The sequence below is a fragment of the Candidatus Palauibacter sp. genome (genome assembly GCF_965222475.1).
In the GTDB taxonomy this organism is placed as follows: Bacteria; Gemmatimonadota; Gemmatimonadetes; order Palauibacterales; family Palauibacteraceae; genus Palauibacter.
In genome coordinates, this window is record NZ_CBDCUB010000008.1 from 133,807 (window position 1) to 151,317 (window position 17,511).

Annotated in this window: 19 protein-coding genes; 7 read left to right on the plus strand and 12 right to left on the minus strand. The window is 67.3% G+C overall.

The window, feature by feature from the left end; all coding sequences use genetic code 11:
• Positions 1-17 precede the first annotated feature (17 nt).
• From ACOQPP_RS16010 to ACOQPP_RS16050, 9 genes are all read right to left on the minus strand, one after another.
• Complete coding sequence (locus ACOQPP_RS16010) at positions 18-218, minus strand: hypothetical protein (RefSeq protein ID WP_419167694.1); 201 nt, start codon at positions 216-218, stop codon at positions 18-20.
• Between the two features lie 355 nt (positions 219-573).
• The gene (locus ACOQPP_RS16015; RefSeq protein WP_419167693.1) at positions 574-1,086 is read right to left on the minus strand and encodes a hypothetical protein; all 513 of its coding nucleotides are present in this window, start codon (positions 1,084-1,086) and stop codon (positions 574-576) included.
• Between the two features lie 589 nt (positions 1,087-1,675).
• Complete coding sequence (locus ACOQPP_RS16020) at positions 1,676-2,530, minus strand: winged helix-turn-helix domain-containing protein (protein ID WP_420636922.1); 855 nt, start codon at positions 2,528-2,530, stop codon at positions 1,676-1,678.
• Between the two features lie 38 nt (positions 2,531-2,568).
• The gene (locus tag ACOQPP_RS16025; RefSeq protein WP_419162915.1) at positions 2,569-3,732 is read right to left on the minus strand and encodes a DNA adenine methylase; all 1,164 of its coding nucleotides are present in this window, start codon (positions 3,730-3,732) and stop codon (positions 2,569-2,571) included.
• A gap of 117 nt (positions 3,733-3,849) precedes the next feature.
• Positions 3,850-4,359, minus strand: coding sequence for an aminopeptidase (locus ACOQPP_RS16030; protein WP_420636923.1), 510 nt, complete (start codon positions 4,357-4,359; stop codon positions 3,850-3,852).
• A gap of 26 nt (positions 4,360-4,385) precedes the next feature.
• Entirely contained in the window at positions 4,386-4,802 is a 417-nt protein-coding gene (locus tag ACOQPP_RS16035; protein WP_420636924.1) for a hypothetical protein, read from the minus strand.
• Positions 4,803-4,820: 18 nt separating this feature from the next.
• Positions 4,821-5,828, minus strand: a complete 1,008-nt coding sequence (locus tag ACOQPP_RS16040; protein ID WP_419167689.1) for an aminopeptidase — start codon at positions 5,826-5,828, stop codon at positions 4,821-4,823.
• A complete protein-coding gene (locus tag ACOQPP_RS16045) occupies positions 5,821-7,038 on the minus strand; it encodes a cation:dicarboxylate symporter family transporter (protein WP_420636925.1) in 1,218 nt (405 codons plus the stop codon). The genes ACOQPP_RS16040 and ACOQPP_RS16045 overlap by 8 nt, the downstream gene beginning before the upstream one ends.
• Positions 7,035-7,274: a ribbon-helix-helix domain-containing protein gene (locus ACOQPP_RS16050; protein ID WP_420636926.1), complete on the minus strand. Its 240-nt coding sequence runs from the start codon at positions 7,272-7,274 to the stop codon at positions 7,035-7,037. Before ACOQPP_RS16050 ends, ACOQPP_RS16045 begins: the two co-directional genes overlap by 4 nt.
• A 79-nt stretch (positions 7,275-7,353) precedes the next feature.
• Between ACOQPP_RS16050 and alr the strand changes: the two genes are divergently transcribed.
• The gene (alr, locus tag ACOQPP_RS16055) at positions 7,354-8,619 is read left to right on the plus strand and encodes an alanine racemase (protein ID WP_420636927.1); all 1,266 of its coding nucleotides are present in this window, start codon (positions 7,354-7,356) and stop codon (positions 8,617-8,619) included.
• 13 nt (positions 8,620-8,632) lie between these two features.
• Here the strand turns inward: alr and ACOQPP_RS16060 are convergent, their stop codons facing one another.
• Entirely contained in the window at positions 8,633-9,394 is a 762-nt protein-coding gene (locus ACOQPP_RS16060; RefSeq protein ID WP_419167684.1) for an aminotransferase class V-fold PLP-dependent enzyme, read from the minus strand.
• Positions 9,395-9,747: 353 nt separating this feature from the next.
• On the minus strand, positions 9,748-9,876 hold the full coding sequence (locus ACOQPP_RS16065; RefSeq protein WP_419167683.1) for a hypothetical protein: 129 nt from the start codon (positions 9,874-9,876) through the stop codon (positions 9,748-9,750).
• A 70-nt stretch (positions 9,877-9,946) separates the two neighbouring features.
• Here ACOQPP_RS16065 and ACOQPP_RS16070 point away from each other — a divergent pair, with 70 nt between their 5' ends.
• From ACOQPP_RS16070 to ACOQPP_RS16085, 4 genes are all read left to right on the plus strand, one after another.
• Positions 9,947-10,072 (plus strand): 3-hydroxyacyl-CoA dehydrogenase NAD-binding domain-containing protein, encoded by a 126-nt coding sequence (locus ACOQPP_RS16070; RefSeq protein ID WP_419167682.1) that lies wholly within the window; start codon positions 9,947-9,949, stop codon positions 10,070-10,072.
• Between the two features lie 83 nt (positions 10,073-10,155).
• Positions 10,156-10,530, plus strand: a complete 375-nt coding sequence (locus tag ACOQPP_RS16075; RefSeq protein ID WP_419167681.1) for a BlaI/MecI/CopY family transcriptional regulator — start codon at positions 10,156-10,158, stop codon at positions 10,528-10,530.
• On the plus strand, positions 10,527-11,783 hold the full coding sequence (locus ACOQPP_RS16080; RefSeq protein ID WP_420636928.1) for a M56 family metallopeptidase: 1,257 nt from the start codon (positions 10,527-10,529) through the stop codon (positions 11,781-11,783). The genes ACOQPP_RS16075 and ACOQPP_RS16080 overlap by 4 nt, the downstream gene beginning before the upstream one ends.
• A 99-nt stretch (positions 11,784-11,882) precedes the next feature.
• Positions 11,883-12,029: a hypothetical protein gene (locus ACOQPP_RS16085; protein ID WP_420636929.1), complete on the plus strand. Its 147-nt coding sequence runs from the start codon at positions 11,883-11,885 to the stop codon at positions 12,027-12,029.
• A gap of 51 nt (positions 12,030-12,080) precedes the next feature.
• Here ACOQPP_RS16085 and ACOQPP_RS16090 read toward each other — a convergent pair whose 3' ends face one another.
• A complete protein-coding gene (locus ACOQPP_RS16090; protein ID WP_419167679.1) occupies positions 12,081-13,586 on the minus strand; it encodes an APC family permease in 1,506 nt (501 codons plus the stop codon).
• A 197-nt stretch (positions 13,587-13,783) separates the two neighbouring features.
• Here ACOQPP_RS16090 and ACOQPP_RS16095 point away from each other — a divergent pair, with 197 nt between their 5' ends.
• Entirely contained in the window at positions 13,784-14,611 is an 828-nt protein-coding gene (locus tag ACOQPP_RS16095; protein WP_420636930.1) for a GLPGLI family protein, read from the plus strand.
• Complete coding sequence (locus ACOQPP_RS16100) at positions 14,608-17,475, plus strand: TonB-dependent receptor (RefSeq protein ID WP_420636931.1); 2,868 nt, start codon at positions 14,608-14,610, stop codon at positions 17,473-17,475. The genes ACOQPP_RS16095 and ACOQPP_RS16100 overlap by 4 nt, the downstream gene beginning before the upstream one ends.
• Positions 17,476-17,511: the final 36 nt, after the last annotated feature.

A 17,511-nucleotide genomic window follows, 5' to 3' on the forward strand; every position in this document is an offset into this window, starting at 1 on the left:
CGGCTTATGTTGTGCGATCAACCGGTTGGCGAAGGCGCGTCATCGGCCGGATCGAGGCGGAACTCGCCCTCGGAGAGCACTCGTTGGTCGTCGATCCACACGGTCGGGGCGCGGGCGACGGCATCGAAATGGGTCTTGGCGGAGACGGTGCCGCCGAGATTGGCGGAGGTACCGATCCCGATGTGGACAGTGCCGTTCACACCCTCGTCGTTCAGCATCTCGCCGGTGAAATCGGTGCAGGCCGGGTTCAGGCCGAAGGCCGAACCGGGCCAGGTTGTAGACCCACGGGTCGTCCTGCCGGGCCAGCAGGTCGGCGAGGAAATCGGCTTGGTCGCCGCCCTCGATTTCGGTGACGAAGCCCTCGGCGATCCGGAACGTCACGGGTTCACGGATCGGCCCCACGCCGTAGTAGGGGATACTCCCGTCGCAGACGAAGAGGCCTTCGGCGGTACCCTGAGCGGGTGCGCAGTTGGCTTCGATGTTGGGGACGGCCAACAAATGAGTTTCCCGACGATGCGCCAGCGGAGAGGTGGATTGCGGAATGCCGGTGAGGTGGCGAGCCCTGCTTCCCAATCAGGGAACCCGGACGCTCACCGCCCGAAGCTTGACGTACTCGAAGTCCTCCCGCGGCCGGTAGCCGTTCACCACGACATCGATCTCGTAGCCGGGCGAGATGCCGACAGTGTGCCGGAAGCAGGACCCGAAGATGGCTTCCTCCCGGGGCTGGATCTCGTCATGCCATTCACAGACCTCACCTCCGGTCCACCCTTGGTAAGAGGCATGGCCGAACACAACCGTGCCGTCCGATTTGTCCATGTAGCCCGAGAAGTGTCCGAACCGAACGTTGACTGGTGCGCCGGGCTCGCGGCCGAGGATCCTGTTGACCCGCTCTACCGGGATCTCGGGAAACGAATCGCGCGAGAGCACCCACAGGGAGTCCACGAGGGGATATTCGTAGGATGTCAGTAGCGGGAACCGTTGTACCCACGGCACAGGCTCCGGTGTACGGCAGGAGACGGCGGCAACGACCGCCATGGCGATTCCCAGCCGGATCACCGGCGGCCGGCGGCCCTCAACCCCTCTCACGGTCAGCCCTCTCAAGCCACTCCCGGAGCCATTGCGGAGCGTACCCGTGATCCCCTTCTTCCTGACCGGCACGACGAGCGCGTGGAGCGGGGCTCCTTCAAATAAAAGGCTTTGGTCCGACCTGGCATGGGGCCACCATAGACTCCAGCATCAGCGATCCGCAATCCCTCACTCCGGTTCGACGCCACCACGACCGCCGTTGAGAAGACCGAAGGCGCGCCCCGATGGCTCTTGACCCGTTGGGAGTCATGAGCCAGGACACGCGACGCTTGACGTCGCGGTCTGGCAAGGGGAGCCTCCGCCCCCCTTGGACCCCCCAAGGCTTCCGCACCGGTGTCGGCGCGGCGAGGGCGGGGGCCGCCTCCGGCACCCCGTCCCGATTCGCGCTCTTGGCCGTCCGGCGGTGGTTGGCGAAGCCGCGCGCGGAAGTCCGTGAACAGTCCGCCTTCGCGGGCAGGAAGGCCACGTCGGCATCGTCGCTTCCAATCCCCATATCGCGACATCCGTCTGTTCTGATACGGTAATCACCTGACAGCTGCCGGGGGCCTCCAGTCGTTCGGCGTCGCGTAACGGAAGACATCGCCGATCCTCATGTGTCCTCCCCGTCATTATCCACCGGCTTAAGGTGAGATGGTAGGCGCCGTACTATCGGCAACTCCGTTGTTCCGTCTGCCGTGCGGAACACGAGCTCTTCCTGCACGAACTCAATGGTTGGATCGTGGTGGTGGATCAACATGTGATGGTAGGGGCATACAACTACGATGTTATGCCAGGAGGTGAGATTCGCATACTCTGAGTCGGAGAGCTGCCCGTGCTCGTATCGGGCCACAACCTCAGCCAGCCCCCCGAGATGATGAGCCTCGACGTAGTATCGCCCGTCTGCCATTGGAATCCGGGGGCACTCGGGATCTTCGAGGTCGCAAAGCTGACAGCGATACCCATACTCCTCACGAAGTGCTCGAGCTAGCTCACCATTGCGCTTGACACGCAGCTCCTCCGTGACTTCGCGGATGAGCCCCTGGGTCATGTTTTCGAGTCGGGCCGACGGGAGCCCGGACGGTCGAGAAGGCGGTGGAAGAGTGTCCGCCGGCCTCTCGGTTTCTCGTTGCTCCCACCACTCCCGAAAGTACTCTTCCATCTCGGCGGGAGGAGACTTGACTATCGTCCAGCCACGGTCCGTAAGGCGCCAGGTTCCGTGAGGACTGTCCTCGTCAATCGCGTCGTATACTGCAAGGAGTTTGAAGCGAGAATATTCAACGGTCGACTGCCATTGGTTTCGCCCTCCTTCGGTCGTCCGGTCCCGCTCCTCATCTGTAAGCCCAAGCCGATCAGCAAGAGCGTTGAGCAGGTCATCCTTCTGGCGGTCTATCTCACCGCCGTGATCGGCCATGAAGTGCAGCAGCGGAAGGAAGAGTTGCTCCTGAGTAATTGCCTGTTCTGCCATGAAGATCACCTATCCAAGGAGGGCGTGGCGGCGGTGTACTATCGCAACCTCACGTAGTAGAGGTACTCGGTCACGTGATCACCCGAGTACTGGCGAGCCTCGCTGTCCCGATCGGCCCGATATCTCTTGTACTCTTTTCCCACCCGACGATACGTTGACGCGACACCATAGTGCCTGAAACATCTGTCGATCTCCCGCTCTGGGATGATACCCTCGTTGTTGTAGCTCAGAAGCACGTGGGTCGCGTCAACCGCCTCCAGCAGCTGCTCCAGGGCTGGTCCGCAGCCGGCACGTGTTGACCACTGCGACTTCTTGTGCGAGTCCTTGATCAATCCCGTCTTGCCCCTAAGGGTCGGCAGCTTAGCACCGAACCAACCCTCGGCGATCAACTCGGGGACATGGTAATACGCACTGTATTGTCTCGTGTTGTAGGGTGGATCGAGGTAGAGTAGGTCCAAGTGCCCAAGGTCGCCCACGAGGTCCACGACGTCACCTCGGTGTGCGACGCACGACAACCCCGTCCCGACTACCAGATCGGGCACGCTCAGGCGAAGGGGCTTAACCGCGTTGCTCTGCCAGGCCTTCACAAATGCGGCGTAAACGCCAGCGGTGTTGGCAACAGAATCGGCCGCTTCCAATAGGGCTGCGAGGAGTATGAAGAATTCGTCGTCCGTGACGAGGTCCGCGGCGCGCCAATCTTGGAGTTTGTGTCGAATCGCGTCGATTTGCTGCGCGTTCCGTCGCGAGAAGTACATGCGCTGACCCTCGGCCGGCGACTCTGAAGCTGCGAAGTTTACGTCGATGAACGAGGATCGCGGTTCGAGGTAAGAATCAAGATAAACGAGGGTCTCCTCCAAGGGCTGGAGGTTCGCGATGCCCCCGAAGAGGTCACCTTGTCCTCCAAAACGAGACTCAACGTGCGATCGGAACTCGGGGGTGAGCTTGGCCGCCCGCAGATCGGAGTCCTCCGCGAGCCCGCGGAATCTTGGGTACTCATCCGCGACCACGTAGGCCCGCTGGAACACGTAGCTGAGACTCATGATATCGCAGGTATCGACGGCGAACCCGCGGGCCTTCAGTAGGCGGGCCACGGCAGTGGTGCCGGCGAACGCATCGAGCGCCCGTCCGCCGTGAAGGTCAAGATCGTCGAGGTACGAGGCAATGAAGCGAAGCAGCTTGGTTTTGTTGCCGATGTATCGCATGCCATCCGGTGCCTTGGAGTTGCTCAAGAGGGGTGACACCTTCGCACGGTCGAGGTCTCGTGGCAAAGCAGCCCCCACCTGGGTGAACGATACTAGCGTTCATCGGTGCCCCAAGGATCACGCCTCGGGCAGAAACTTCCCCGCTGTGAGTACCACTTCCTCGTCGATCCACACCGTCGGTGCGCGGTTGACAGCATCGAAGTGGGTCTTGGCGGAGACGTTTCCACCCAAGTTGGCAGACGTGCCGATGCCGATGTGGACTGTGCCGTTCACGCCTTCGTCGTTGAGCATCTCGCCGGTGAAATCGGTGCAGGCCGGGTTCAGACCGAACGCGAACTGGGCCAGATTGTAGACCCACGGGTCGTCCTGTCGGGCCAGTAGCTCGGCAAGGAAATCGGCCTGGTCTCCACCCTCGATGTCGGTGACGAAGCCTTCGGCGATCCGGAAGGTCACGGGTTCGCGGATCGGGCCCACGCCGTAGTAGGGGATGCTCCCGTCGCAGACGAACACGCCTTCGGCGGTGCCCTGCGCGGGGGCGCAGCTGGCTTCGATGTTGGGGACGGCCGAGAAGCCGGGGCCGTCCAGCAGGCAGGCATGGCTGTTCCCGGTCACCCCGACGAGGCTCATGCTGAGATCGGTGCCGGCTGGGTTCGTCACCCGCCAGCGGTGAGCCTCGCCGCGAGGGTGTCGCAGAGCGGTTTGCGCGCGCGGAAGGCCGTGAACAGCCCGCCCTCGCGCATCATCCGCTCCGTGAATGCGGTCATCGAGAGAACCCGGGCCCCCGCGCCGATGGCCTCGCGCACGGCGCGGGTGTGCGCCAGCGCGAGCGTCACCGGCAGAAAGGCTACGTCGGCGGCCGAGAGGGCGGCGGCCACGGCCGGTCCCGGCTCCTCGTTGTCGATCGATCGTTCGGGCGGCACCAGGATGCTGGGGACGGCTCCGACTTCGAGTGCCGCATCGGCGACGGCCCGGGCGATAGTCACCCGTTCGGGGTCCGTGACGATGACGACGTCCTCGGATGGCTGGACGCTGGCGCACGTCCGCACGAGGATCTCCGCGCCGTCTCTCATGGGCGTCTCATCCGAGTCTCATACCAGCACCTGCCTGTCTCGCTGCACGACGCGGCCATCGACGGCGATGGTCGGCTCCCACATGAGCAGATCGTAGTGTGTCGGCGCCACGATCTCGCCTCCAAGGGTGTGGCTGGTTCCGATGCCGATGTGGATCGTGCCCATCACGCCCTCGTCCTCGAGCATCTCTCCGGTGAGCCGGGCGTTCGGGTTCAGGCCCACGCCCAGTTCCGCGACGTTGAAGCAGTGCGGGTCTCCGAAGGATTCCAGATGCTCACGGAGGAAGTCGGCTTGGGCCCCGCCGGTCATCTCGACGATGGCCCCGTCGCGGACGGCGCAGACGATGGGTTCCACGAGGATGCCGATCCCGAGGTAGGGGACCGACGCGTCGAAGATCAGCCTGCCCTCGGCCGACCCCGTGACCGGCACCACGTTGACCTCGATGTCGGGGACCGGGGCCAGTTCTCCGGGATTCGGGATGTTCGTCAACACGTTGGCGACGCGGCCCTCGATCCCGAAGCGGAGATCCGTGCCGCGCGGAGAGGTGAGCCGCACGGATTCGCCCTCGGTGAACGACGCGCCGAGGCGGTGGCAGACGTCGGCCTGTGCCTCGAAGTCGGTCTTGAGCAGGGCGGGACTCGTCATGATCGCGTCCGTGTAGGCCGTCATCATGCACACGCGCGCCCCGGCCTCGAGGGCCGCCCGCATCGCCCGCGTGTGGGTGATCGAGATACGCACGGGGGAGAAGATCACCGCCCCCTCGGCCATGGCGCGCGCGACGGGCGGGGGCGGTTCCTGTCCGTCCTGTTCGCGCAGCGGGATGATGCAGACGGTGACGGCGCCTCCGGCCTCGCGGGCGGCCGCGGCGACGGCCTCCGCATAGCGCCGCATCGTCGGGTCGGTCACGACGACGACGACCTCGCCCGGCTGCACCCGCCCGTTGACGCGCACGAGCCGCCGCGCGCCCGGCGACAGGTCCACGCCCGCCCCGGCCGCGTGCACGTCGCCCACGCTCCCGTCAGCCACGGTCCCTCGCGAAGAACTGATCGAAACGGCCGTCGAAGATGATCGCCGTGTAGCCGTCCCCGGTCGTGTTGGTCGCGGTTCGGAGCATGTCCGGGAGGCCGCCGGATAGCGCGATCCAGCTTGCGATGAACTCGCCTTGCGCCTGACCCTCGAGCCCCAGGATGCTCGCGAACAGCGTCGCACTCCACAGCGCGGTCCCCATGCCGGCCGGGAGTCCCGGTGCCGCGATCGTGAACAGGACGACGGCCGGCCAGGCGGCCAGCATCATCATCCAGCTGAGTTCCAGGCCGAAGACGTGGCTCACGACGAAGGGCCCGTAAGCGAGGTAGGCCAGAGCGCTCGCGTCGAGGTTCACGACCGCGCCGAACGGGAGGACGAAGTCGGCCACCTCGTCGCGCACACCGACCTTCTTCGCGTTGGCGAGGTTGACGGGGAGCGTCGCCAGCGACGAACAGGTGCCCGCGGCGAAGACCGCGGTCGGCACGTAGTAGCCTCTCAGGATGGGCCCTACCGGCCGACGTCCGACCCTGCGCACGAGCACGAACGTGTAGAACGCCCACCAGACCAGGACGAGTCCGGCCGTATAGGCGGTCATGCTCAGGTAGTGCGAGAGGCCCAGACTCGCCCCGAAGCGCACGCCCAGCGTGACACCGAAGGCGAGGATGAGCGGGAGCATGACGTACACCAGCCGCCCGCCCGCCCTCTCGATCGCGTCGGCGACTCTCTTGAGCACGCGGTAGATGGAATCGTGGCGGGCGCCGAAGAGTCCCAGCAGGACGCCGGCGAGGATCGCCAGCAGCGGCCACGAGGCCCCGCCCTCTCCCAGACTCCGGAGCATCGCGACGGCCTCGGTCCAGACGCCCCGATCCGCTGTGGTCAGAGGGATGCGGAAGATCGCGGCGGAGGTCGCAAGGGCGATGAGTCCGGCGACGGTCGAGGTGAAGACGTACCAGAGGACGACCGCGCCGGCGAAGCGTCCGGCGAGCCCCCGCCGCACCAGGGTGGCGATGGCCGGACTCAGGGCCGCGAGGATCAGCAGCGGCACCACCGCGACAACCCAGGCGATGAGCGTCGATGTGGCGTCCGCCACCGGCGCCAGCGGCCCCGGGAAGAGCCCGCCCGCAGCCAGTCCCACCACCAGCGCCAGCAGGGTCCACACATACGTCGGGACGTTACGCCCCGGCCGCCCCCGGGCCGATTCCGGCGTCACTCCGGGGAGTGTCGGCGAGCCCGGCCGCGTAACGTTTCGAAGTAGGGCGTATCGGCAGTGCCGAGGCGAGCGGACTCACCACCTTCGAGCAGGAGACCTCGAAGGAGCTGGCGGTCTCGGTCGTGGCGGATCAGCTCACGGATGTATGCGCTGGAACTGCCGTAGCCACGGTCCTGGACCTGCTCGTCAACGAATGATCTCAGCCGCGCGGGGAGCGAGATGTTGATGGTGCTCATGGCCGAAGCGTAGTGTCTTCAGGAAAAAGATGGCAACGCCGAGGTCAACCTGCATCGCCACGCTAAGCCCGGAGGGCCCATGGATCGCCCGTCATCCCCTCTCCCGCGCCGCCGCTTCCTCCACCTGACCGGCGCCGCCCTGGGCCTCGCCGCAACCTCCGCCTGCGCAACAGCCACGAGGACGCGCAGTGCAGGCGCCGGCCGGCTACCTGTCGGTGCAACCATCGACCGCACCTACACTCCCCGGCGCTTCGACCCGTGGATCGAACTCGACCGCGCCGCGTGGACCCACAACGTCCGCGAGGCCACGCGGCTGGCGAGCGGCCGCCCCATCCTCGCGGTCGTGAAGAACAACGCGTACGGCCTGGGCGACCGTACGGTCGGGCCGCTCCTCGCCGAGATGCCCCAGGTGGGTGGCATCGCCGCCGTGCGCGTCGAGGAAGCGCTTGCCATGCGCGAGGAAGGGGTAACCAAGCCCATCGTGGTCATGGCCGAGGGATCCGAGGACGAGATCGAGGAGCTGGCGAGGCACGACGTGCTCCCGTCCGTCTGGCTCGACGATGCGCCCCGGCGGCTGCGGAGCGTGGCCGGGCGACTGGGCCGTCCCGTACCCGTCCAGCTCTTCATCGACACGGGGATGAACCGCGAGGGAATGCCGTACACACGCGCGCGCCGCTGGATCGAGGAGCTCGTGCAAAGCGAATACGTCGACGTGAACGGCACCTACACCATGTTCACGCACGACCTGGACTTCGACCGGGAGCAGCACGCCCGCTTCGAGGAGCTCCTCGGTTGGGCCCGTGGGAGGAACCTTCCGCTTGGCACCCTCCATGCTTCACCCACATTCGAGCTGTTCCACCTGCCTGAGGCGCACTACGACATGGTGCGGCCCGGGAACGCGCTGTTCGGAAACCACCCCGGCGGTGAGGGCGCTGCGGAAATGGCCGACCTCAAGCCCGTGTTCCGCCTGAACACGCGCGTGGTGCGGGTCGAACGCCTCGAGCCGGGCGACAGCGCGGGCTTCAACCGCACCTACATGCCCGACCGGGCCACCTGGGTGGCGCTTCTGCCGATCGGCCGCACCGACGGCTATCCCTCCGAAGCGAACGGCACCTGCGAGGTGCTGATCAACGGCCGTCTGTACCCGGTGGCCGGAGGGGTCAACTCCGCGCACACCATTCTCGACATCGGGGAAGAGAAGACCGTCGAGGTCGGCGATGTCGCCACCCTCATCGGCCCCGATCATCCGTCCGTGCTTCCCCACACCGTCGCCGAGCGGACCAGGCTCGGGTTCCTCGGCATCATCCAGTCCATGAATCCGCGCCTCCCGAGACGGGTGGTGTAGAGCCCCTTCCCGATCAGTTGCAGCGCTCCGCGATGGCCGCGATGGCGGCGTCGACCACCTCCATGGCGTGGTCCACCAGCGACTGGATCCGCTCCTCGATCTTCTCCAGACCCACGTTCTCCATCCACTCGACCGCACGAGCGAAGCCGGCGAAGTCCGCGAGGGCACGGGTGCCGAATTCGTAGCGGGCGGCGCTGAGGAGCAGGGTGTAGGCACCTTCATAGTCCATCGTGGCGTGGCTGTGTGAGCCGGCCCAGCTGAGCTGCACGTCGTCGAGCAGTTCCCGGCGGATGAACAGCGCGCCCGTGCCCTTGGGACCGAGCAGCCACTTGTGGCCGCAGGTGGAGTAGCAGTCGCAGCCGAGGGCGCGGAAGTCGGTGGCGACGCAGCCGGGGCCCTGCGCGCCGTCGAGGTGGTAGCGCACGCCGCGGGTACGCAGGAGGTCTCCCAGTTCGGCGGACTCGCCGGTCCGCAGCGCGCGTCCGTTGTTCCGCGACACGTGACTGATGCTCACCATCCGCGTGCGGTCCGAGAGCTGGCCGCGGACCTCGTCGATGAGTCCGGTTCCCGTGCTCAGGTCGATCTCGCGGATCACGATCCCGAACCGGTCTCTGAGGACGTACCACGGGATGACGTTGGCGGGGTGTTCCGTGTTGGAGATCACGACCTCGTCGCCCGGCTCCCAGTTCAGGCCCCACGCGACGATTGGCGATCCCCTCGGAGGTGCTGTGCGTGAGCGCCACCTCCTCGGTCTCCGCGCCGAACACGCGCCCAAGCTGGGCCCTCAGGTCAGGCTCGATCCGGGCCATCTCAGCCGAGATGCGGGGTTCGGCCGGACTCTTGTTCTGGAAGTCGAGCCGGTCCGCCACGCGAGCGATGACGGCGGTCGGCGCGGGGCCGATCCCGCCCGTCTGGAAGTACAGGCTCTCCGTCGAAGCGGGGATCTCGGCGCGCGCCCGGGCCACCCAGGGGCTTCCGGGGGACTCCCCGGACCGACTGGCGAGCGGCCGGCAGGGTCGGGGGGCGCGCCGTCCCGCCCGGCGCGCAGGGCAAGTCGCCCCACGGGCATGATCGGAGCCAGGGCCAGCGCGCCCGCCGACCGGCGGAGGAAGTGGCGTCGACTCGTGTTCATGGCGCGCTCCCCGGGTCCCGTTCGTTCAGGATGAGCCAGCGCAGCCTCTCCCCGCTCACGGTCCTGCGGAGAGGCGCGGCGGCGTCTGGGCTGAACGGCTGGCTGTCGCCTCGTCGGAGGTTCATGATCGTCCCGGGAGCCTTGGTCGCGGAACGCGGATTCACAAGAGCGGTTCACGAGAGCCCGGAGGATGTCATGTCCGAAGCGGAGGGCGTGGTACGGACCGTCGCCATCATCGGCGCGGGCACCATGGGGCGGCGGATCGCCTACGGGTGCGCGCCGCGGGGCGTGAGTTTCTCCTCTTACGAAGACCTTCGTTGACAGCGCGGGACACACCACGTATTCTTTCGTACGAAGATGTTCGTATCTGCTTGGACGGGAGGTAGCAAAGAGGGGGTGAAGCCTTGAGAGACCCGACATTCAGCGACCGCGAGCTGGACATCATGAGCGTCCTGTGGCGCAGGGGGTCCGGCTCCGTGAGCGAGGTCATGGACGCGCTCGAGGACGAGGTCGGCTACACGACGGTCCTCAAGATCCTCCAGATCCTGGAGAAGAAGGGCGCCGTCCGTCACGAGGCCGAGGGTCGCGCCTATCGCTACTTCCCGCTCGTCGCCTCCGAGGCGGCCGGGGAGACGGCCCTGGCCCGGATCCGGGACAAGATCTTCGGCGGGTCGGCGGAACTCGTTCTGGCCCAGCTCATTTCGGGCAGGGAGGTTTCGCCGGACGAACTGGAGCGCATGCGGCGGATCCTCGATGAACTGGAGGAGAGCGAGCCATGACTCTGGCCACGATGATCTACGGACTGATTGTCGCCGCTCTCGTCGGCGGGGCCGCGTGGTTCCTCGATCAAGGGCTCCGGGCCCTCGGTCGGCCGACCCGTTGGGTCTGGATCGGCGCCCTCGGGGTCGGCGGGCTGGCGCCGTTCCTTCCCCGATTCCTTCCAGTCACAGCGCCCGGAGGCGGTCCCGGAGCTTTCGCTCTTCCCGTTCGCGCTCTGTACGAACTCGGCACGCCGGGGCCCGCGCTTCCCGAACCAAGCGGGAGCGTTCTCGCCGGGATCGGGGTGGAGAACGCTCTCGGAGCGCTCTGGGCCCTGGGTTCGGTCCTCGTCCTCGTCCTCTTCGCCCTGCTCTGCCTCCGGCTGCGGCGGTTGCGCGCGAGGTGGGAGCCTCGCGACGTCTGCGGTGAGGAAATCCTGCGCTCGGAGGGGTTCGGGCCGGCGGTCGTGGGGCTGATTCGGTCCCGGATCGTCCTTCCGTCGTGGACCTTCGCTCTCGGCGAGAGGGGACTTGAGATGGTCGTGCTGCACGAACGCGAACACGTCCGAGCGCGCGATCCGGCACTCCTGGCGGCGGGGCTCCTGCTCGCCTCGCTTTCGCCCTGGAACCCCGCAGTCTGGTGGTCGCTCGCAAGGCTCCGCCTCGCCGTCGAGGGGGACTGCGACCGCCGCGTCCTGGCCCGCGGCACACCGGCGCCAAGCTACGCGCGCCTTCTCTTGACGGTCGCCGCCGGGTCCCGGCGGACGCCGAATCCGGCGCCTGCCCTGATCCGCGGCGGCCACTCCGCAATCGAAAGGAGACTGATCATGATCAAGACCGCGACGAGGAAACCCCGAATCCGGGCTTCCATAGTGGCCGCGGCGGCGGGGTTGGGGCTGTTCGCCCTGGCCTGCGACACGCCGATTCCGCAGAGCCCGGGCGAGCCCGAGCGCGCCTCGCGTCTGGAAGGCGTCTTCCGCTCGGAAGGCGCCGTCAGCGTGGAAGGAGTCATTGGCGCGGAAAAAGCTGGCGGCCCGGACGCGGGTGTCGGTCTGAAAGGGGAAATCGGGTACGTGGACGAAGATGGGACCTACCTGGTCCACTCGGGGAAATGGACGGTCGATCCGGAAGCGGGCGTCGGGTACGTGGACGAAGACGGAACCTTCCAGGCGCTCAAGCTCGATCCGGAAGTCGAAGCGCGCATCCGCGGAGTGCTTGAGCATCTTGAGCGTGAGGTCGAAAGTACGCGTAAGAAGCTTGGGGAGCGCCTGTGAGCGGGCGAAATTACGAAAGAAAAAATTCCCAGGGATCTGTGGCTGAGTCTCGGGACCGTGCTGGACCGCCTCGGGGAGTCGGTGCCCAGGTTGGAGGAGATGACCACCGAGTTGGCCATGGAGGCTCGTCGGCTTCAGACGGCCGTCGAGGCAGGCGAGATCACGCACGACGAGGCGGAGCAAATCCTCCAGACCCATATGGGCGCTCGTGACGTCCGTCTGCGCTTGCCCGACAAGCCGCGTTGATCCGCGACCCCGGGCCGGCCGGGAGACCGTCGCGGGCCGGCCAACTGGTGTTCACGTCGATGGCTCCTGCGGGTCCTTGTCGCTGAGGATCAGCCAGCGGAGTTCCTTGTCGCTCACTGCCCGCCGGAGAGGTGCCGCGACGCGGTAGAAGACGAGGCCGAGAACGGCCCAGGCGCCGAGGACGATCCACTCGGCGGGGATCCGGCCGCCGGCCGCGTGGAAGGGCTCCCAGATGGCGGCGCCGAGCAGCCCCAGCGCGAGGACCGCGCTGAGATACAGGAACCCCCGGCCGCCGGGCACGGTGTAGGGCCGCGGCTGCTCGGGTCTCGTCGTCCGGAGCCGGATCACGCCCAGCACGACGACGAGGAAGACGAGTCCCGCGGAGATGGCTGCGGCCGCCACGATCACGAGGATCGCGTTGCGCCCGAACAGCGTGCCCACGGACCCCATGATGCCGACGAAGATCACGGCGGCGGAGGGCGAGCCGTAACGGTCGTGCACCCGTGCGAGCCGGCGCGGGATCATGTGCGCGCGAGCCATGGCGAACACGATCCGCGTGCCCGCGAAGAAGATCGCGTTCCACGTCGTGATCAGTCCGCACAGCCCGGCGAACAGCACCACCCGGCCCAGGAGCGGCGAGCCGAAGGCGGACTCGATCGCCGCGGCGGCGGGCAACTCGGCCGCGAGCAGTTGCTCCCGCGGCACGCTCATGGCCGCCGCCAGGATCACGAGACAGTAGAAGACGAGCGCGAAGAGGATGGAGGCGCCCATGACGCGGGGCAGAAGCCGCAGCTTCGCCCCCTCCTCCACCTCCTCCATCGCCTGCGGGATGGTGTCGAAACCCGCGTACCAGAACGCGGCGGTCCCGAGCACGACGCCGACGCCGACCAGGGCCGCGCTCGGCGTCGTCCCGACGAAGGTGGGCTCCAGATTGGCGACGCTCCCGCCCGCGAGCCCCGCGATGACGAAAACCGCCGTCAGGAGGATGAGTCCCGCCGTCATCACATCCTGAAACCACGCTGCCGTCTTCCCGCCCCGGTAGTTGATGAGCGTGATCACGGCCATCACCGCGAGTCCGAGAGCGAGGCTCCACAGCCTCACCTCCTGGCCCAGCAGGGTGTAGATGACCGGCCCGCCGAAGCCCGGGAGCAGAGCGGAGACGACCCACTCCACCGAGATCGCCTCGAACGAGGTCGTGAAGATGTAGAGGAAGGCCAGGAGCCACGCCGCGGCGAAGCTCCAGCGCGCCCCCCACGCCTCGAACACGTACGCGACTTCGCCGCCCGTGACGGGATATGCCGCGGCCATCTCCGCGTAGCAGAGGCCGATCGCGAGCATCGCGAGGCCGCCGCCCACGAACGCGATGATGGCCCCGAGCGCCCCGGCGCCGCTCAGCCACGATCCCATGACCGTGATCCAGCCCACGCCGATGATCGTGCCGAAGGCGAGCGAAAAGAGCGACCGGAGCCGGATGCCGCGCCCGAGTTCCTCTCGTCCGCGCCTTGAAGCCGAGGTCAAGGGGTCCTCCGCGCCGCGCTCGTCTGTGGTCAGGTCCATGCGTGCCCCGGTGCGGGTCGCGAGGCCTACGCCCGAAAGATGGTGCGGTGTCTCACGGGCCGCCAAGCACCCGGACGACGCCGGTCTGGTAAACGCGACTCCCCCCCGGTGTGTCCCATCTACGTAATCACCGCCGAAGAACGCGGCCTCGGACGAGCAGTCGGCCGCGGACTCGGCACAGGGATCGACCACACGACATGAAGACTCCAAGACGCCTGCGGCTTCTTATCCTGCCGGCCCTCCTGGTCGCCTGCTTCGGGCTCGTGCCCCCGGCGGCGGCGCAGCAGGGCCGGGTCCACTACCTGCGCTCCGTGCAATTCGACTTTCACGTGCCCGAGCGCTGGGCCCAGATGCGCGACCGCATGCCGGCGCAGAGCACGACCGCCATGGTTCTCCTGTTCGACGGCTCCAGCTCCCTCATGAAGCGGTCGGCCGAGGAAGAGGAGGCGCGTCCGCCTCGGGCCGGCGGCCGCGCAACGGGCGGGGGGGACCGCCGGGCGCTCGGCATGATGATGCGGCTCCGGCAGCAATCCGCCTCGCGGAGCGATCAGGAGAACCTGCGCGAGGCCTACGTGGACTTCGCGAGCGGTACGGTCGCCGAAACCCGCGAGTTCATGGGCCGAACGTTCCTGATCATGGGCGAACGGCCGACCTATCAGTGGAAGCTGGGGAGCGAGCAGCGCGAATTCCTCGGCTACATGGTCCAGAAGGCGACGGCCGTCCATGACGGGTCGGAGATCGAAGCCTGGTTCACGCCGCAGATCCCGGTCCAGGCCGGTCCGGGTGAGTTCGGCGGCCTCCCGGGCCTCATTCTCGTCCTCTCCCGCGACGCGGGACACACTCTCTACTCGGCGACCGAGGTGGACCTCACAGGGCTGGGGGACGACAGCATCGCGCCGCCCGAGGATGGGGACATGGTCTCCCGCGAGGAGTACGAGCAGATCGTGGCGGAGAGGATCGAGGAGCTGCGAACGCTGCGCGCGGCGGGTAACCGGCGGCGCCCGTTCGATGGGCAGTTCCGATGAGGCGCCCCCAGGCGGTCCGGCTGAGGCCGGCTGCGAGGCTGGGCGTGCTCGCGGGGCTGGCCCTGCTGGCGGCCGCGCCCCGCACCGCCCAGGCGCAGACGGAGTTCCGCGTGAACGGCGTCGTGGCCGACACCGCGGGCGCGGCGCTGAACGGCGCCATGGTGGTGGCGCTGGCCCAGCCCGATTCCGTGCTGACGACGTTCACGACCACCAACGGCGAGGGCGTCTTCGTCCTCGGAAACCTCCTCCCCGGCGAGTACATCCTGCAGGTCACCCTCATCGGCCACGCGACCATCCGGCAGGATCTCACGGTCGGCGGCGAGAACGTGAACGTCGGCACCATCCAGATGCAGGTGATGGCCGTCGAGATGGACCCGCTCGTCATCACCCTCGACCACGTCCCGTTCCTCAACCGGCGGGACACGCTCGGCTACAACGCGCTCGCCTTCCAGACGCGGCCCAACGCGACGGTGGAGGACCTGCTGCGGCAGTTGCCGGGGATCGACGTCGAGACCGACGGAACGATCACGGCACAGGGAGAGGATGTCGAGAACGTCCTCGTGGACGGGAAGGAGTTCTTCGGGAGCGACCCCAAGATCGCGACGCAGAACCTGCCCGCCGATGCCGTCGAACGGGTGCAGGTATATGACAAAGAGTCGGACATGGCCGAGTTCACGGGCATCGCCGACGGGGAAGAGGAACGCACGATCAACCTCGAGCTGAAGGAAGAAGCCCGCACGGGCTACTTCGGCCGCATGTCCGGCGGACTGGGCGCCGATGTCCAGGGCACCACCGTGTCCCCCGGCTTCGGTGAATCCGTGGCCGCGCGGCTTCCGGCCCGGGGCGAGTCGGGCGCTTTCGGCAGCGGGATCCCCTACGCGGGCGCGCTGACGCTCAACCGGTTTACCCCCACCACGCAACTGGGCCTCATCGGAAGCGGCAACAACGTGAACCAGGCCGGGTTCGGCTGGGGGGACGTGATCTCCTTCGCCGGCGGCGGTCGGGGCGGCGGCGGCGACTTCGGGGGCGGGGGCAACGACGGCCTCACCGAGAGCGTCGCCCTGGGCCTGAACGGCAGCCACGACTTCGGCACGGACAACTGGGTGCGGACGAGCTATTTCCTCAGCATGCTCGACAACTTCCAGAACGAGACCCGCCGGCAGGAGCAGCTTCTCGGCACCGACGCGTCCTCGCTCGTGGATCGCGCCACCCGCACCCAGACGGACAACGCCTCGCACCGGGTGAACCTCAACTCCCAGTTCACCTTCTCGGAAGGGCACGACATCCGGCTCCGGGGCAATCTCAACGCGCGCAACTCGCTGCTCGACCGCGTCGATTTCCAGGACACCCGCTCGGGGGCCGGGCAGTTCCTGACCACGGCCGCGACCGACTATGACGTGGACTCGAACAGTCTCGGCGGCGACGCGCGGCTCACGTGGCGCAAGCGCCTCAACGACAGCGGGCGGAGCCTCGTCGCCGAAGCGCGGGTCAACCTCAGAGATTCGGACAGCTTCACGGACCTCACGTCGACGATCGAGGGGGATCCGGGGAACCCGCGCGCCCAGCGGGGGGATCTCTTCCAGGAACAGACGAATATCGGCCAGACGCTGACCCACTCCCTCCGGCTCTCCATGACCCAGCCCGTGGGGCGCGGTGTGCTGGAGGTCTACGGCGAGCGGAGCGCGACGGACGAGAACGAAGACCAGTCCGTGTTCGACATCTTCGCCGAGGGGCGGACCCGGAACGCCCTCCTGAGTTCGGGCTTCGAGCGGACGTACAGCTATCTGCGGGGCGGCTTCCGCTTCAACCGCACGAACGACGCCGGGCGTCTGGTGCTCGGCCTGCGGGTCCAGGGTTCGAACCTGAACGGGACGATCGTCGATCGCGACGAGGAGATCGCCAACGGGTACACCCACGTCCTGCCCAACGCGGAATACCGCCTCCAGCTCACGGACACGCGGACGCTCAACTTCCGGTACACGACCTCCACGCGCGAACCGCGCATGACGGATCTCCAGCCGTTCGTCGACAATCGCGATCCGCTGCGGATCCGGATGGGGAATCCGGACCTCGAGCCGGAGTACACGCACCGTCTGCGCACCGAATATCGGTTCTTCGACACCTTCAGCTTCGTCAACCTGTTCACCTTCGCGAACGTCAGCTTCACGGGGAACGACATCTCGCAGTCGCGTACGGTGACCCCGCGGGGCGTCCAGACGATCGCGCCGGTGAACCTGGGCAACGCGTGGTCGGCCTCCGGCGGCGCGAACTTCGGCACGCCGCTGCGCTTCATGGGTGGGCAGGTGGACCTGAACTACAGGCTCTCGTACTCCAGTTCGACCGAGTTCGTGAACCAGGCGGAGAACCGGAACCAGACGCTGTCGCACACGGTCGGGATCGAACTCGAGAACCGAGCCAAGGAGGACTTCGACGTCCGCGGCGGGGCCAAGCTCTCCTTCAGCGACGTCAGGTATTCGCTGAACGAGGAACTGAACGAGGGCTACCTCAACAGCACCCTGTACGCGCGCGGCGACGTCTACCTGGGATCGTGGACGCTGGGCACGGAGTTCACCTGGAGCCTCTACGACCAGGACCTGTTCGGCCCGGGACGGAACGTCGCGCTGTGGGAGGCGTCGCTCCGCCGGCTCCTGTTCAACGACCGGGCCGAGCTCCGGCTCGTCGCGTTCGACGTGCTGGGGCAGAACCAGGGCGTGACGTACACGAACTCGCCCGGCTTCATCCAGGAACGCCGCGTGGAGTCGCTCACCCAGTACGTGATGCTGAACTTCACCTGGTATCTGGGCAGTCGGTCGATGGCCGGGGGCGGTGGCGGGCATCGCGGCGGCGGCCGGTTCCGGGGGTAGCCCCCGGAGGTAGCCGCTGGAGCCCGGGGACCTGAT

Bases quoted from the DNA above. Each gene is read 5' to 3' on its own strand.
- ACOQPP_RS16010 (WP_419167694.1), bottom strand. From the start codon at position 218: ATGCTGAACGACGAGGGTGTGAACGGCACTGTCCACATCGGGATCGGT.
- ACOQPP_RS16020 (WP_420636922.1), bottom strand. From the start codon at position 2,530: ATGGCAGAACAGGCAATTACTCAGGAGCAACTCTTCCTTCCGCTGCTG.
- ACOQPP_RS16025 (WP_419162915.1), bottom strand. From the start codon at position 3,732: ATGCGATACATCGGCAACAAAACCAAGCTGCTTCGCTTCATTGCCTCG.
- ACOQPP_RS16030 (WP_420636923.1), bottom strand. From the start codon at position 4,359: ATGAGCCTCGTCGGGGTGACCGGGAACAGCCATGCCTGCCTGCTGGAC.
- ACOQPP_RS16035 (WP_420636924.1), bottom strand. From the start codon at position 4,802: ATGAGAGACGGCGCGGAGATCCTCGTGCGGACGTGCGCCAGCGTCCAG.
- ACOQPP_RS16050 (WP_420636926.1), bottom strand. From the start codon at position 7,274: ATGAGCACCATCAACATCTCGCTCCCCGCGCGGCTGAGATCATTCGTT.
- alr (WP_420636927.1), top strand. From the start codon at position 7,354: ATGGATCGCCCGTCATCCCCTCTCCCGCGCCGCCGCTTCCTCCACCTG.
- ACOQPP_RS16065 (WP_419167683.1), bottom strand. From the start codon at position 9,876: ATGAACCTCCGACGAGGCGACAGCCAGCCGTTCAGCCCAGACGCCGCC.
- ACOQPP_RS16070 (WP_419167682.1), top strand. From the start codon at position 9,947: ATGTCCGAAGCGGAGGGCGTGGTACGGACCGTCGCCATCATCGGCGCG.
- ACOQPP_RS16080 (WP_420636928.1), top strand. From the start codon at position 10,527: ATGACTCTGGCCACGATGATCTACGGACTGATTGTCGCCGCTCTCGTC.
- ACOQPP_RS16085 (WP_420636929.1), top strand. From the start codon at position 11,883: ATGACCACCGAGTTGGCCATGGAGGCTCGTCGGCTTCAGACGGCCGTC.
- ACOQPP_RS16090 (WP_419167679.1), bottom strand. From the start codon at position 13,586: ATGGACCTGACCACAGACGAGCGCGGCGCGGAGGACCCCTTGACCTCG.
- ACOQPP_RS16095 (WP_420636930.1), top strand. From the start codon at position 13,784: ATGAAGACTCCAAGACGCCTGCGGCTTCTTATCCTGCCGGCCCTCCTG.
- ACOQPP_RS16100 (WP_420636931.1), top strand. From the start codon at position 14,608: ATGAGGCGCCCCCAGGCGGTCCGGCTGAGGCCGGCTGCGAGGCTGGGC.